Here is a 14,376-nt window from a genome sequence, read left to right on the forward strand (position 1 = left end):
CGAGCGCGACGGCACCGCGCCCGCGCTGGAGCAGCTCATGGATGCCGACCGGCGCGCGGGCTTCGACGTGACCGCGGCGCCGCTGCTGCGAATGACACTGGTACGCACCGCTCCTGAGCGCTATCGGCTGGTGTGGAGCATGCATCACATCCTGATCGACGGTTGGTCGACGCCACTGCTGATCCGGGAACTGCTGACCCTCTACGCCTGCGGCGACGACGCCACGGCGCCTGCTCCGGGCCGTCCCTACCGTGACTATCTGAAGTGGCTGAACGCCCAGGATCAGAACGCGGCGGAAACCGCGTGGGCGCGGGCACTCGAGGGCCTGTCCGAGCCGACTCTGCTGGCGGTCTCGGACCGGGGCCGCCCGCACACCGGCGCCGCCGGCGAAGTACAGGTTCAATTGAGCGAACACCGCACTTCGGCACTGGTGGCCGCGGCCCACCAGCAGGAGGTCACCCTCAACACCCTGGTTCAGGCCGCCTGGGGGATCGTGCTCGCCAACGCGACCGGCCGTGAGGACGTGGTGTTCGGCACCACCGTCTCCGGGCGCCCGCCACAGCTCTCCGGCGTCGAATCGATGATCGGGCTGTTCATCAACACGGTGCCGGTGCGGGTCCGGCTGGACCACCGGGAGACCCTCGCCCAACTGGTACGGCGAATCCGGACCGAACAAGCCGAGCTGCTCGACCATCACCACCTCGGGCTCGCCCAGATCCAGCAGATCGCAGGCCCGGGCGCGATGTTCGACACCGTGGCGGCCTTCGAGTCCTACCCGATCGACTGGGCCGGGTTGTCCGAAGACACCGACATCGCGGGAATGCGCGTCCTTGGCGTGCACGGACGCGACGCCGCGCATTATCCGCTCGGCCTGATCGTGCACCACGACACCCGCTTGCATCTGGCCTTCAAGTACCTGCCCGACCTGCTGACCCGAGACCAGATCGACGCCATCGCCGACCGGGTGCTGCGCGTGCTCGACACCGTCGCCGACCACATCGACCTGCCCCTCACCCGGCTGCCGTTGCTGTCGCAGGCCGAGCAAGCCGCGCTGGTGCCCGTTCGCGGGCGGCGCGGTGCGGTGATGTCGGTGTTGCCGCGGGTGCTGACCGCCGCGATGCAACCGGAGACCGAAGCGGTGGTCTGCGGCGACGCGCGGCTGTCCTACCGCGAACTGGACGAAACCTCGAACCGGTGGGCGCGGGTGTTGATCGATGCCGGGATAGGCCCGGAATCGCTCGTAGCCATAGCTTTGCCGCGCTGCATCGACGCCATGATCGCCGTGTGGGCCGTCGCCAAGGCCGGAGGCGCGTTCGTGCAGGTCGAACCCAGCCATCCGCGCGAGCGCAGCACGGCCATCCTGACGGATTCCGGTGCCGCGATGGGACTTACCCACGAGCCCTACCGAAACCGATTGCCGGACAACGTCACGTGGCTGACCCTCGACGGCCCCGACTTCGCCGCGACGTCGGCGACGGCCTCCCCCGCGGCGATCACCGATGCCGACCGAACAGCTCCGCTGCGACCCCAGCACCCGGCCTACCTGGTCTACACCTCCGGCTCCACCGGAACTCCCAAGGGCGTCGTGGTCACGCACACCGGGATAGCGAACCTGGCCGCGGACACACGGGAACGGTTCGGCATCACCCCGGCCTCTCGAATACTGGCTGTCGCCTCGCCGAGCTTCGATGTCTCGATTCTCGAATGGATCAGCGCCGTCTGCGGCGGAGCCACGCTGATCCTCGCCCCCACACCGGTCGGCGCCGGACTGTCGGAGTTGGTCCGGGCGGAACACGTCACCCACGCCGCGCTCACACCGACCATGCTCGCCGCGACGAATCCCGACGGACTGGAAACTCTGGTCCTCGGCGGCGAGCCGTGCCCACCGGATCTGGCGGCGCGCTGGACGCCGGGCCGCACGGTGCTCATCAGCTACGGTGCCACCGAGACCACGGTCGTGAGCTGCGCGGGCACTCCGCTGTCCACCACCGTCGACGGCCCGATCCCCATCGGCGGCCCGATCCAGGGGTTCACCGCCGTCGTCCTCGATCGCAATCTGCGCCCCGTTCCGTTCGGAGTGATCGGCGAACTCTATCTGTCCGGACCGGGCCTCGCCCGCGGTTACCACAGGCAACCCGCGACCACCGCGAGCCGATTCGTCCCCGCTCCGTACGGGCGGCCCGGGACACGGATGTATCGCACCGGCGACTTGGTGGCCTGGACCACCGACCGGAAACTGCTGTACAAAGGCCGCAGCGACCGGCAGCTCGAGATCCAAGGCAACCGCGTAGAGCCGGGCGAGATCGAATCCGCGCTGGCGAGCTACCCGGGCATCACCTACGCCGCGGTCACCGTGCACACCCGCCCCGACGGCACCGGCCAACTCACCGGCTACGTCGTACCGACGCCGCACACCGCACCCGACACCGTCGCCATGACCACCTACCTCGCAACCCGCCTGCCCACCCACATGATCCCGACCGCCATCGTCGTCCTCGACCGGATCCCCCTCACCAGCACCGGCAAATTCGACTACAAAGCCCTGCCCGCGCCGGACCGGCCGCCGTTCCGGGCACCGTCGACGCCGCTGGAGGCCACCGTCTGCGACGCCTTCGCGCGAACCCTGCGCCTCGAACGCGTCGGTTGCGACGACGGCTTCTTCGCCGTCGGCGGCAACTCGCTGGCCGCCACCCAACTGGTGGCGCGGCTGGCGGAGTCGACCGGGGTACCCGTGCCGATCCAGTGGATCTTCAGCGACCCGACACCGCAACTGCTGGCTCGCCGCATCGAGGACCGGCTGAGTGGCCGCGAGGAGAACGGCCCCGACGACGCACTCGCCGTCCTGCTCACCCTGCGCGCAACCGGCGCGGAGCCGCCGCTGTTCTGTGTCCACCCCGCGATCGGATTGGCTTGGGGCTTCAGCGGACTCGTGCAGTACCTCGGCCAGGAGCGGCCGGTCCACGGGCTGCAATCCCCGGCGCTGACCGACCCCACCGCGCGGTTCGACACGCTCGACCAACTCGCCGCCCGCTACGTCCGAGAGATCCGATCCGTTCAGCCGCACGGCCCCTACCACCTGCTCGGCTACTCACTGGGCGGCACCATAGCCCACTCGATCGCCGTGCAACTCCGCCGTGCGGGCGAACCTGTCGCCACCCTCGCCATGATGGACTCCCGCGTCGTCGACGCGGACAGCGCCCACGCTGCTACACCCACCCTCGTGGACGTGCTCACCGAGTTCGGCGGCGTCGCCGGTTCCCTGATCCCGGCCGACCTCACCATGGAGGCCGCGACCGACCTTCTGCACCGGCAGGGCGGGTTGTTCACCGCCCTCACTCCCGAGCATGTCGAGATCCTGTATCGCGATTACAACCGGCTCATCGATCTCACCCGAGGCCACCGACCGGCGCTCTTCGACGGTGACCTGCTCTACTTCACCGCCGCCACCGGCCACCCGGACGACGGCTCTTCTCCGTCCCTCGCGTGGAACGCGTACATCACCGGCACCATCTCCGAGCACCACGTTCCCGCCCGACACGAAAGCATGACCGACCCCGAGGCGCTCCGCGCCATCGGACTCACCCTGGACAAGCACTTCCGGCATGCCCTCACCCCCTCGCCGGAACCCCCTATCTCAGCAAGGACGAGCCGATCATGAACGCCGACCCCATCGTCGGGACACGCTCCGGCGTACAGCCGGTCAACCTTTTCGCTCCCGCCGCGGAAACCGGGCTCGCCGAGCACCCCCGGTCTGCCGAACTACGAAGGTGGACTCGCGATTACCTGTGTCATCCCCACAAGGACCTCGGTCGGCCCGGCCCGGTCTGCCCCTACACCAGCCACGCCATCGCGCGCGAGTACCTGTGGACGGCGTTCTTCGATGGCCACGACATCGATATCGGGCGCATCACCGCGATCGCCGACGATCTGTACGACCTGTTCCCGGCCCTGTCACCGCAGGAGGCGCCGGAGTCGCTGTTCAAAGCCGTCCTCGCGGTCTTTCCCGACCTCACCGACTATGCCTCCATCGATGCGGTGCAACTACAACAGAAGACCAAGTTCGTCGACAAAGGCCTGATGATCGGGCAGTTCTATCCCGGTTGCACCTACCCCGGACTGCACAATCCGGCGTTCCCGGCACTCGACGCGCCCCTGCCCATCCTCGCGGTACGCCACATGGCGCCCACCGACTACCCGTTCCTCGTCGCTCGCCACGAGTGGATCGACACCTACCTCAAACTCTTCGCCCCCACCATTCCGGGATTCGTCGCCGCGGCGATGTCCGTCAAGCTCGAGCAGCCGATCGACACCTGATGTGTCCCGCCCACGACCGGACAGCGCTCAATCGGCCGCCAATTCCACCGGGACCGCGATCACGTCCACCATGGCCCCATTGCGCAACACGGTGACAGGCAGTTGCACGCCGATCGCCTCGGCGAACAACTGCCGCTGAATGCCCTGGGCATCACGCACTTCCGACCGCGCCACGCTCAGCACCAGATCACCGCGGCGCAGCCCGGCCAGCTCGGCGGGGCCACCGCGGACCACCTCGACGATGCGCACTCCGGCGGCCTGCCCGGTGCGCGCGGCCACCGGCTCGGGCAGCGGCGCGGGCACGCCGACCAGGCCGAGGTACGCACGCCGGACGCGCCCCTCGGTGTGCAGTGTGCCGATGATCCGGCGCGTCGTCGCGTTGATCGGGATGGCCAAGCCCAGCCCGATCCCCGCGACGGCGGTGTTGACACCGACGACGCGGCCGGCCGAATCCGACAGCGCGCCACCGGAATTACCGGGGTTGAGCGCGGCGTCGGTCTGGATCACGTCCTCGATCACCCGACCGGCGCGGCGGGAGGCCACCGGAACGGCGCGCCCGAGCGCGCTCACCACGCCCGCCGTGACCGAACCCGCCAGGCCGAGCGGACTACCGACCGCCACCACCAACTGGCCGACCACCAACTGGTCGGCATCCCCGAGGTGCACCGCGTCCGGCGCGCCGCCGCGGGCGCGCAGCACCGCCAGATCCGACAGCGGATCCACCCCGACGACGTCGAACCGGGATTCCACCCCGTCGGCGAAGACCACCTCACCCGCGCGGGCCGCGCCGAGGACGTGCGCGTTCGTCAACAGAAATCCGTCGTCGGTGAAGACCACCGCCGATCCGCTCCCCCGCCTGGTCCGCACACTGGCCACGTGCGGCGTCACCGACGCCGCCACCGCGATCACCGTGCGGGAGTAGGCATCCATAGCGGCGTTGTCCACGCCGACCACCACCCTGTTTGCCGGAATTGCACTACTGCGTCCAGGATGCCCCCGCCGCGCCGACGACGCACCGTGTTCGCCACAGGCGCAACCGGACTGCGGGGCGCCGGGCGTGTCGCCGGGACGCCGACCGGGCCGCGAACATCGGCGCGACATCGCCGACCTTCGCGCCGGCCCGGATCGCGTCCAGAACCGTGGGACGGTGGGATCCCGCACCGATTCCTACCGGCGAGTAGAGCCCGGGGCAGGGAGCCGGGACGCTCAGCGCCGTACCCGGCGAGCCAGCTCGCCGGTGCCGGATCGTCCCGGCCCTGCCGTCCGAGAACGCGGGCCCGGGAGAGTCTGCCCGGCATCCGTCGGCGGATCGACCGGGACGCTAGGCGGAGGGCACCCGATCGAGAAAGCCGTGCACACTCGTGATCCGCCCGTCGTCCCCGAGGGTGATCACGTCCGAGCCCGCGACCGGGGCGCTGCCGTCAGCCGCGGAGACCAGCTCCCAGGAGAAGCGGGCGATGTCGTGGTGGCCGTCGACCGGGCCGAGGCGCCGGAACTCGAAGCCGGGGAACTGCGCCTGCACGCCCCCGATGGCCGCCGTCAGCTGAGCGTGCCCACTCACCTGCGCGAGCGGATCGGTGTACCCGCCGTCCTCGGACCAGGCGGCGGCCACCGCCGCGGCCCTGGCCTCCTCGTCGGTGGCGTTCCACGCGGCGAAGTACCGATCAACCGCTTCCGCATAGCGCGACATAACGAATCCTCCTGTGCTGCAAGGTTTTTTCTCATCCGATCCGGGTTATCCGATCGGCTGACTCCAACCTTGCCGTGCCGGACGCACCGCGTCGATTACGCGCGAGGTAATGATCGCCCGACACAAGCGATCGCCTCGTGACCCCGACTCAGCGCAGCAGACCCCTTCGCTTCAGATAGCCGACGGGAATCAGCGCGGCCACCAGCGTCAGCAGCGTGGCGATCAGAAGCCCGGTCTGCCAGGACAATTCGGAGATCACATGCGCGCCGTAGCAGGTGGCGATCAGCGCGGACGGCAGGAAGACCGCGGCGGCGGCGAAGATCGTGACGACCTCGTTCTGTTGGGCATCCAGCCAGGCCAGCGCCGCTTGCTGCTGGTAGCGAACCTTCTCGTACTCGATGCCCGCGTGCTGCCCCACCCCGTCGATATCGGCGAGCAGAATGCCGATGGGACCGTCCAGCTCGCCGCGGCCGGTCGGACCGTCGGCCATCAGGTGACGCGCGGCGCGGGCCAGTTGCAACTGCGTTTGCCGAGTGCGCGCGATGATGCGCTCGGTCGCGTTCGTCCGCGACAGCGCGCCGCGCACGTCGGTGATCGCGAGATCACGCCGGTCGGAGCCGATTGCCCGTTCGATCTCGTCGTGCGTCGCCTCCGACGCGTCACCGGCATGGTGGAGCACCCGCTCCGACGCCTCGTTCAGCGCCCACAGCAGCGCGTACATCACACCGTGCGCGGAGCCGGCGAGTTCCGGGTTGCGGCGCATCTTCGCGACGGCCTTGTCGAAGGGGACGAAATGCTCGGACGGTTGCAGCGTCACGAGGAACTCCCCGCCGAGGGCGAACACGATCGTCTCCCGCTCGATGGTCTCGCCGCGCTGGTAGTTGGCGACCACCGGGAGATAGAGGAAATTGTCGGTCTCCCAGACCTGGCCGCTGGCGCCGGTGAAGTCGATGCCGAGCCGTTCCCGCAGCACGGCCGCGGTGTCGGCGTCGTCCGCGGCGAGCGGAATCCAATGCTGCTGGAGCACTTCGGTGTCGAAGTGATCGGCGGTCACGGCACTGAGAAAGGTCGTCATCGATTACCGCTGCCCGGAGAAGGACCGCACGGGCGAGGACGAGCAGGCGCCGGTCGGTTTGCGTTCCGGATCCGGTGGACGCGGCGATGTTTCGGCTTTCTCGGGCAATGTTGCCATAGCGGGGAGCTCCAATACTTACTGTCGTGCGGGGCTGGCGCAGCCCTCCGAGACAGAGGACGCGCACCGGGCGGGCAGCGTCGAACTACGACGAGACGGCATCGCGCCGCGACCAAGGACCACGCGTCGGCCGAACCCGCACGCGCCGCCCTTACGCGTCGCAGGAATCACAAGGGTGGATATTCGTGCCGCATCGGACGATCCGGGCGCCGTTGCCCGCACGCCGATCACGCACGCGGATCAACGACGCGTCGGCGCAACGTGTTTCTCGAGGGCGGCCCGGCTGTGGATGTCGATACTGTCATCCGGCATCTGCCGCTCACCTCGCTTCGTCGGTCGACCGGCGCACGAATTGCGCCATCCATCATTAGAAACCCGCCGATCGGGGTACGTCAATCAGTTGCGCAAGTGTTCGACCACGCGCCACCCGATGGAAATCTTGCCGCACGGGCAGGTCCGGAAGTCCACGCAGCACAGGGCTTTCAGTACCGACGGCCACACGGTTGCACAGCCCGATACGGCCGTGTCACCCCTACCGACAGCTATGGAGGCGACGTGAACGTCACTCCGCCACCGGCACCACGCACGAGCTGCTGCGCCGCGTCAACCGCCATTGGAGTTCGCCATCCGGCGCGATCCTGCGCGAACTCATCGCGGCGGCAGGCAGCGCCTCGGAACTACTGGCACAGCTGCCGGGCCAGTCCGGCGATGCCACCGGCGCCCCATAGCCGACCCTCCTGGGCCGCGCGATCGCACGAGGCGAAGCCGCCCCCGAAGCCCTGCACCCGCGGGTCGCCACCGTGGCCTGACGCGGCGTGGCTGCTGGCCGCGTGGGCAGGGCATGATGTCGAACTCTCGCTGCTCGCCACCCTGGCCGGGGGCGCCGTGCCCGCTCTCTCTCCTGGTGCGAGTTGATGTTCACGACGGCGCTCGCACCATGGTCGGCCACCGACTCCGCCCGCCATGCCAGACAGATTTTCGTCGCCGACGATTGAACGGCCTGCCCCGGCCCGTCGGCGGGAGGCGGCAGCAGGGACTTTGCCGAAGTGGTCGCTCGTCCAACTCCGATGTTCGGAATCCGGGCCGATTCACCCCGCCACCCGCCCTTGTCGCGGCTCCCGCACAGATGGCGGCCGAATTCTCGTTCCCGCAGGACAACGAACCGATGGGTACCATTCGCGGCGCACCGCCGGACCGCGAACACCGAACCCGCCAGTAGGGTTGACCACGGCATTGCCAGGCCGGATGCTCTTGGTTGGCCGAACAGCTCGAAACCGGACATCGGAACGATCTTCATCGTCGTAGCGCCGAGTTGTGGCGGCGACGACGCCGGTGCGGACCCGCCCCGGTGTCCGGTACTCGAGGGGAGATTTGCGTGACCCACCGCCTGACCGATATCGATTGCGTGAGTGCACGGGGGCACTCCGCGCTGGGCGGAACTCTGGCGATACAGGCGGTCTGGCGTTACGACCGTCCGGTGGACCGCACGGCACTGGAGCGTTTCCACGAGGCGTTGCGGCACGGCAGGCTGGGCAGAGCGGTCGCCCCGTCGATGATCCCCGCCGCCGGGGACCGGTGGACCACCCGAGTCGACTTCAGTCCGCTCGAGGTCGCGGACGAGCCCATTCCCGCTGGCGACCTGGAAGCCTGGATCGCCGACCAGGGGTACGCCGAGTTGCGCACCTTCGGCGGGCCCGCGTGGCGGTTGGCGGCCACCCACTTCGACAACGGGGAAAGCGCGGTGTCGCTGCTGGTCTCCCACACGCTCGCGGACGGTCACGCGTTCTGCGCGGCGGTCACGGACGCCGTCGCGGACAAACGGCTCGACTTGACCTACCGCACCGACGCATTCGGCCGGGCTCGCTTGCTGGCCGCTGATCTCCGCGATGCCGCGCGGCGAGCCCGGTCGTTCCCCGCGGCTGCCGGTTTGGCGCTGCGGTTGAGCGTCCCCGGTCGCGGCGGCGGGGCCGCGCCCGCCGACGACGCACCGGGCTTCCGGCTTCCGACCGTCACCGCGACGGTCCCCGCGCAGCTCTGGCACGCGGCGGCGAAGGCCAGGGGCGGAACCGGCACCACCTTGGCGGTAGCGATGATGACCGCCATCGCCAAGGAGATCGGCCGCACCGACGAAGCGGGCCGGGTGCACATGATGATGCCGGTCAGCACCCGCACCGCCGATGACCTTCGGGCGAACGCCCTGACTTCCATCGCCTTCGAGGTGGACCTGCGCGACGGCGAACCGGCCGACCTCGCCTCGCTGCGCGCGGTGATGAAGGAAAAGCTCACCGCGGCCGCCGCCAGCGGTCAGGACGTCCCGCCGCTGGTCCCGGTCGCGGTGGCGCTGCCGCGCGGGCGCTACGCCCGCCTGGCACGGCAGGCGGCCACCGACCCCATCTCCACGGTGTGCTCCAGCCTCGGCAAGCTCGACCCCGAGATTCTCCGCATCGACGGCCGCCCGGCCGCGGCGATGATGCTCGGCCTGGTCAATCAGGGCCTGAACGCGCGCAGCGTCGTGACCGAACGCGGCGGCAACCTGTACGTCGCGCTGGTCGAGGCCGCGGAGGGAATCACCCTGCGCGTCATGGGTTTCCATCCACCGGCCCTGCTCGATGCCGAGCAGCTCACCGAGCTGGTGCGAGCCGCGCTCGCCGAGTACGAACTCTCGGCGACCTTCTGGTAGCACCCCACTTGCGGTGGCCGCCGAGGTCCGGCTCCGCGACCACCTGATCGCTCCGGACCGACCCGGTCCAGCCGACGGTGCCGGACAGCAGCCGAAGGCCGGGCGCCGACACCCGCCCGCTTGTCACCGCCATGTGGCACGATCGCGTGAGTGACCAGCAGACCCGCCGCCACGCAGCACCTGCACGACCTCGCGCGGCTGCGCCGCGTTCGCGACCGCATCGATCGCGAGTACGCGCAGCCGCTGGACGTGGAGGCGCTCGCGCGCGCCGCGCACATGTCGGCCGGGCACCTCAGCCGCCAGTTCCGGCTCGCCTACGGCGAGTCGCCCTACTCCTATCTGATGACCCGGCGCATCGAACGCGCGATGTCGCTGCTGCGCCGTGGCGACCTGAGCGTCACCGAGGTCTGCTTCGCGGTCGGCTGCTCGTCGCTGGGCACCTTCAGCACTCGCTTCACCGAGTTGGTCGGTGTGCCGCCGAGCGTCTACCGGCGCGAGGCGGCGCGCGCCACCGCGGGCATACCGTCCTGCGTGGCGAAACAGGTGACCAGACCGATCAGGAATCGAGAAGCGCCGGTTACCGAGCCGCAATTAGCCTGACTGCCATGGACATCACCATTCACGCGAGTTTCCTGCCGCACGACGACGCGGAGGCGGCCCTCGGCTTCTACCGCGACATCCTGGGCTTCGAGGTGCGCAACGACGTCGGATACGAAGGGATGCGCTGGCTCACGGTCGGCCCCGTCGGCCAGCCGGAGACGTCCATCGTCCTGCATCCGCCCGGCGCCGATCCCGGCATCACCGACGACGAGCGCCGCACCATCACCGAGATGATGGCGAAGGGCACCTATGGCGGCATCCTGCTGGCAACCAAGGATCTGGACGGCGCGTTCGAACGGCTGGCAGCCGGCGACGCGGAGATCGTCCAGGAGCCCACCGAGCAGCCGTACGGGGTGCGCGACTGCGCCGTCCGCGATCCCGCGGGCAACTTGATCCGCATCCAGCAGCTGCGCTGACCCGCCCGGCGCGAACTGATCGAACAGAGCCCGGCGACGCCGAGGGAGACCGCGCAGACGGCCCCGCCCGACAGAGGGAGACACGATGAGCACGGCCACGACGACCGACACCCAGTCGCCGACGCCGCACGTCGCGGACAGTCACGATCTGATCCGCGTGCACGGCGCGCGCGAGAACAACCTCAAGGATGTCAGCATCGAGATCCCGAAGCGACGGCTGACGGTGTTCACCGGCGTCTCCGGCTCGGGCAAGAGCTCACTGGTGTTCAGCACGATCGCCGCGGAGTCGCAGCGGCTGATCAACGAAACCTACAGCGCGTTCGTCCAGGGCTTCATGCCGACGCTGGCACGGCCCGAGGTCGACGTGCTCGAGGGGCTGACCACCGCGATCATCGTCGATCAGCAACGCATGGGTTCCGACCCGCGCTCGACCGTCGGCACCGCCACCGACGCCAACGCCATGCTGCGCATTCTCTTCAGCAGGCTCGGCAAGCCGCACATCGGCTCGCCCCAGGCTTTCTCCTTCAACGTCGCCTCGATCAGCGGAGCGGGCGCGGTCACCACCGAGCGCGCCGGAAGGACGGTGAAGGAGCGCCGCAGCTTCAGCGTCACCGGTGGGATGTGCCCGCGCTGCGAGGGCCGGGGCTCGGTGTCCGACATCGACCTCACCCAGCTCTACGACGATTCCAAGTCGCTCGCCGAGGGCGCGTTCACCATTCCCGGTTGGAAGTCGGACAGCTTCTGGACCGTCCGGGTCTACGCGGAGTCGGGTTTCGTCGACCCGAACAAGCCGATCCGCAAGTACACCAAGAAGGAGATGCAGGACTTCCTCTACAAAGAGCCCACCAAGGTGAAGATCGAGGGGGTCAATCTCACCTACGAGGGGCTGATTCCCAAGATCCAGAAGTCGTTCCTGTCGAAGGACCGCGAGGCGATGCAGCCGCACATCCGGGCCTTCGTCGACCGCGCGGTCACCTTCACGACGTGCCCCGAGTGCGACGGCACCCGGCTCACCGAAGCGGCTCGCTCCTCGAAGATCGCGGGCATCAGCATCGCCGACGCGTGCGCGATGCAGATCAGCGACCTCGCCGAATGGGTCGCCGGCCTGCACGAGCCGTCGGTGGCGCCGCTGCTGGCCGCGCTGCGGCACACCCTCGACTCGTTCGTGGAGATCGGGCTGGGCTACCTGTCGCTGGACCGGCCCTCCGGCACGCTGTCGGGCGGTGAGGCCCAGCGCACCAAGATGATCCGGCACCTCGGTTCCTCGCTCACCGATGTCACCTATGTCTTCGACGAGCCGACCATCGGCCTGCACCCGCATGACATCCAGCGGATGAACAACCTGCTGCTGCGGCTGCGGGACAAGGGCAACACGGTGCTCGTCGTGGAGCACAAACCGGAGACGATCGTGATCGCCGACCATGTCGTCGACCTCGGCCCGGGAGCGGGCACGGCGGGCGGCACCGTCTGCTTCGAGGGAAGCGTCGAGGGGCTGCGGGCCAGCGGCACCGTCACCGGCCACCATTTCGACGACCGGGCCGCGTTGAAGTCCGGGGTGCGGGAGCCCAGAGGCAAGCTGGAGATCCGCGGCGCGAAAGCGAACAACCTGCGCGACGTCGACGTCGACATTCCGCTGGGCGTGCTCGTCGCCATCACCGGCGTCGCAGGTTCGGGCAAGAGTTCGCTCGTGCACGGGTCGATTCCCGCGAGCGAAGGCGTGGTCGCGGTGGATCAGGCGCCCATCCGCGGCTCGCGGCGCAGCAATCCGGCGACCTACACCGGACTGCTCGAGCCGATCCGCAAGGCGTTCGCGAAAGCGAACGGCGTGAAGCCCGCGCTGTTCAGCGCCAACTCCGAGGGAGCGTGCCCCACCTGCAACGGCGCGGGCGTCGTCTACACCGACCTGGGCATGATGGCGGGCGTCGCGAGCACCTGCGAGGAGTGCGAAGGCAAGCGGTACCAGGCGTCGGTGCTGGAGTACCACCTCGGTGGCCGCGACATCAGCGAAGTGCTCGCGATGTCGGTGCTCGAGGCCGAGGAGTTCTTCGACACCGAGGCGGCGCGCACCCCGGCCGCGCACGCCATCCTGAACCGGCTCGCCGACGTCGGGTTGGGCTACCTCAGCCTGGGCCAGCCGCTCACCACGCTGTCCGGCGGCGAGCGGCAGCGACTCAAGCTGGCCACGCACATGGCCGACAAGGGCGGGGTCTACATCCTCGACGAGCCCACCACCGGCCTGCATCTCGCCGACGTCGAACAGTTGCTCGGCCTGCTGGATCGTCTCGTCGACTCCGGCAAGTCGGTCATCGTCATCGAGCACCATCAGGCGGTGATGGCGCACGCCGACTGGATCATCGATCTCGGCCCCGGGGCGGGCCACGACGGTGGCCGCGTCGTCTTCGAGGGCACTCCGGCCGACGTCGTCGCCGCTCGCTCCACCCTCACCGGCGAACATCTCGCGGCCTACGTCGGCGCCTGACCGGGCGCTCGCGAGCAGGGTGACGGCGATCGACGCCGCTACCCTGACCCGAGAACGCGAGCTGTCAAGGCGAGCACGCCCTCCCGATGGCGTTGCGGGGAGGTCATGTCGGTGATCTCCGGACGCATGCTCGCGAAGATCGCCATGGCCAGGAACTCCGCGTCGGCATCCGGCACGACCTGGGCGATCAACTCCGCCAGTAGCGCCCGCCACGGCGACCAGGTCTCGGACCGACAGCCGTCGGGCAGGGCGCGCGTCAACGGTTGCAACTCGACCACCGTGAGGTCGAACACCGTGGCGACGAACGTCAGTATCCGCTCGTCCACCGGCACGGCGGGATCCGCGGCGAGGTCGCGGACGGCCGCCCAAGCCCGGCCGGTCCGGTCGTCGAACAGCGCGCGAATCAGCCCTTCGCGGTCGGTGAATCGGCGGAACAGCGTGCCCTTCCCGACTCCGGCGGCTGCCGCGATCTCGTCCATGCAGACGTTGTCGCGCTGCTCATCGCAGATCAGACGCCCGGCTACGGCGAGGATCGCGGCCCGGTTGCGTTCGGCGTCGGCGCGCATCGCTGACCTCCAGTTGACATAAGCGGACCGATAGTCCGTATCATAGCGGCACGCTAAACGGACCGACAGTCCGTATCTGGAAAGGTGAAATCCCATGCGTGCAGTCCGCTATCACGAGTACGGCGGCCCGGAAGTGCTGCGAGTCGAGGAGGTCGACGATCCAACGCCGGGCGAGGGCGAGCTGCTCGTCCGAGCCACGGCCACCGGAGTCAACTACTTCGAGGTGCAGGTGCGCGCCGGGGTCACCCCGGATCCGCTCGGCCTCCCGCTGCCGCACACGCCCGGCATCGAAGTAGCCGGGACGGTGGCCGCGGTCGGTCCCGGCGTCGAGACCCGCCGCATCGGCGAAAGAGTGGTCGGCACGGTCGCCTCCGGCAGTTACGCGGAGCTGGTGCGCATTCCGGCAGCGGCGGCCGTACCGCTCGACGATCGCCTCGGC

11 protein-coding genes are annotated in these 14,376 nt (G+C 69.3%); 7 read left to right on the top strand and 4 right to left on the bottom strand.

From position 1 onward, the window contains the following. Both ON21_RS20640 and ON21_RS20645 read left to right on the top strand, forming a co-directional pair. On the top strand, window positions 1-3,658 hold a 3,658-nt coding region (locus ON21_RS20640; protein WP_157170895.1), incomplete at its 5' end, for a non-ribosomal peptide synthetase. Continuing rightward, window positions 3,655-4,314 (top strand): DUF6875 domain-containing protein, encoded by a 660-nt coding sequence (locus ON21_RS20645; RefSeq protein ID WP_051021143.1) that lies wholly within the window; start codon window positions 3,655-3,657, stop codon window positions 4,312-4,314. The genes ON21_RS20640 and ON21_RS20645, both read left to right, overlap by 4 nt. Window positions 4,315-4,341: 27 nt before the next feature. On the opposite strand, the gene ON21_RS20650 is transcribed toward ON21_RS20645, so the two are convergent. The 3 genes from ON21_RS20650 to ON21_RS20660 form a co-directional block, all read right to left on the bottom strand. Beyond that, window positions 4,342-5,244 (bottom strand): S1C family serine protease, encoded by a 903-nt coding sequence (locus ON21_RS20650; protein WP_174372190.1) that lies wholly within the window; start codon window positions 5,242-5,244, stop codon window positions 4,342-4,344. Window positions 5,245-5,635: 391 nt separating this feature from the next. Next, complete coding sequence (locus tag ON21_RS20655) at window positions 5,636-6,004, bottom strand: nuclear transport factor 2 family protein (RefSeq protein WP_039799973.1); 369 nt, start codon at window positions 6,002-6,004, stop codon at window positions 5,636-5,638. A gap of 148 nt (window positions 6,005-6,152) precedes the next feature. Then, the gene (locus ON21_RS20660) at window positions 6,153-7,079 is read right to left on the bottom strand and encodes a CorA family divalent cation transporter (protein WP_083880764.1); all 927 of its coding nucleotides are present in this window, start codon (window positions 7,077-7,079) and stop codon (window positions 6,153-6,155) included. Between the two features lie 1,492 nt (window positions 7,080-8,571). Between ON21_RS20660 and ON21_RS20665 the strand changes: the two genes are divergently transcribed. The 4 genes from ON21_RS20665 to ON21_RS20680 all read left to right on the top strand — a co-directional run bounded on the left by ON21_RS20665 (window position 8,572) and on the right by ON21_RS20680 (window position 13,371). Then, window positions 8,572-9,876, top strand: coding sequence for a condensation domain-containing protein (locus ON21_RS20665; protein ID WP_039799976.1), 1,305 nt, complete (start codon window positions 8,572-8,574; stop codon window positions 9,874-9,876). 150 nt (window positions 9,877-10,026) lie between these two features. Then, on the top strand, window positions 10,027-10,476 hold the full coding sequence (locus ON21_RS20670; RefSeq protein WP_039799977.1) for a helix-turn-helix transcriptional regulator: 450 nt from the start codon (window positions 10,027-10,029) through the stop codon (window positions 10,474-10,476). Window positions 10,477-10,481: 5 nt separating this feature from the next. After that, window positions 10,482-10,892, top strand: coding sequence for a VOC family protein (locus ON21_RS20675; RefSeq protein ID WP_039799979.1), 411 nt, complete (start codon window positions 10,482-10,484; stop codon window positions 10,890-10,892). A gap of 85 nt (window positions 10,893-10,977) precedes the next feature. Next, window positions 10,978-13,371, top strand: a complete 2,394-nt coding sequence (locus tag ON21_RS20680; RefSeq protein ID WP_039799981.1) for an ATP-binding cassette domain-containing protein — start codon at window positions 10,978-10,980, stop codon at window positions 13,369-13,371. 38 nt (window positions 13,372-13,409) lie between these two features. Here the strand turns inward: ON21_RS20680 and ON21_RS20685 are convergent, their stop codons facing one another. Continuing rightward, window positions 13,410-13,937 carry a TetR/AcrR family transcriptional regulator gene (locus ON21_RS20685; RefSeq protein WP_039799983.1) on the bottom strand — a complete coding sequence of 176 codons (528 nt, stop codon included), beginning with the start codon at window positions 13,935-13,937 and terminating at the stop codon, window positions 13,410-13,412. Between the two features lie 94 nt (window positions 13,938-14,031). Between ON21_RS20685 and ON21_RS20690 the strand changes: the two genes are divergently transcribed. After that, the coding region (locus ON21_RS20690) for a quinone oxidoreductase family protein (protein WP_039799984.1) at window positions 14,032-14,376 on the top strand (345 nt) is incomplete at its 3' end.

Source organism: Nocardia araoensis NBRC 100135 (genome assembly GCF_000308435.1).
In the GTDB taxonomy this organism is placed as follows: domain Bacteria; phylum Actinomycetota; class Actinomycetes; order Mycobacteriales; family Mycobacteriaceae; genus Nocardia; species Nocardia araoensis.

Coding starts and splice junctions, on each gene's coding strand:
- ON21_RS20685 (WP_039799983.1), bottom strand. CDS start 13,937: ATGCGCGCCGACGCCGAACGCAACCGGGCCGCGATCCTCGCCGTAGCC.
- ON21_RS20645 (WP_051021143.1), top strand. CDS start 3,655: ATGAACGCCGACCCCATCGTCGGGACACGCTCCGGCGTACAGCCGGTC.
- ON21_RS20680 (WP_039799981.1), top strand. CDS start 10,978: ATGAGCACGGCCACGACGACCGACACCCAGTCGCCGACGCCGCACGTC.
- ON21_RS20675 (WP_039799979.1), top strand. CDS start 10,482: ATGGACATCACCATTCACGCGAGTTTCCTGCCGCACGACGACGCGGAG.
- ON21_RS20660 (WP_083880764.1), bottom strand. CDS start 7,079: ATGACGACCTTTCTCAGTGCCGTGACCGCCGATCACTTCGACACCGAA.
- ON21_RS20650 (WP_174372190.1), bottom strand. CDS start 5,244: ATGGATGCCTACTCCCGCACGGTGATCGCGGTGGCGGCGTCGGTGACG.
- ON21_RS20655 (WP_039799973.1), bottom strand. CDS start 6,004: ATGTCGCGCTATGCGGAAGCGGTTGATCGGTACTTCGCCGCGTGGAAC.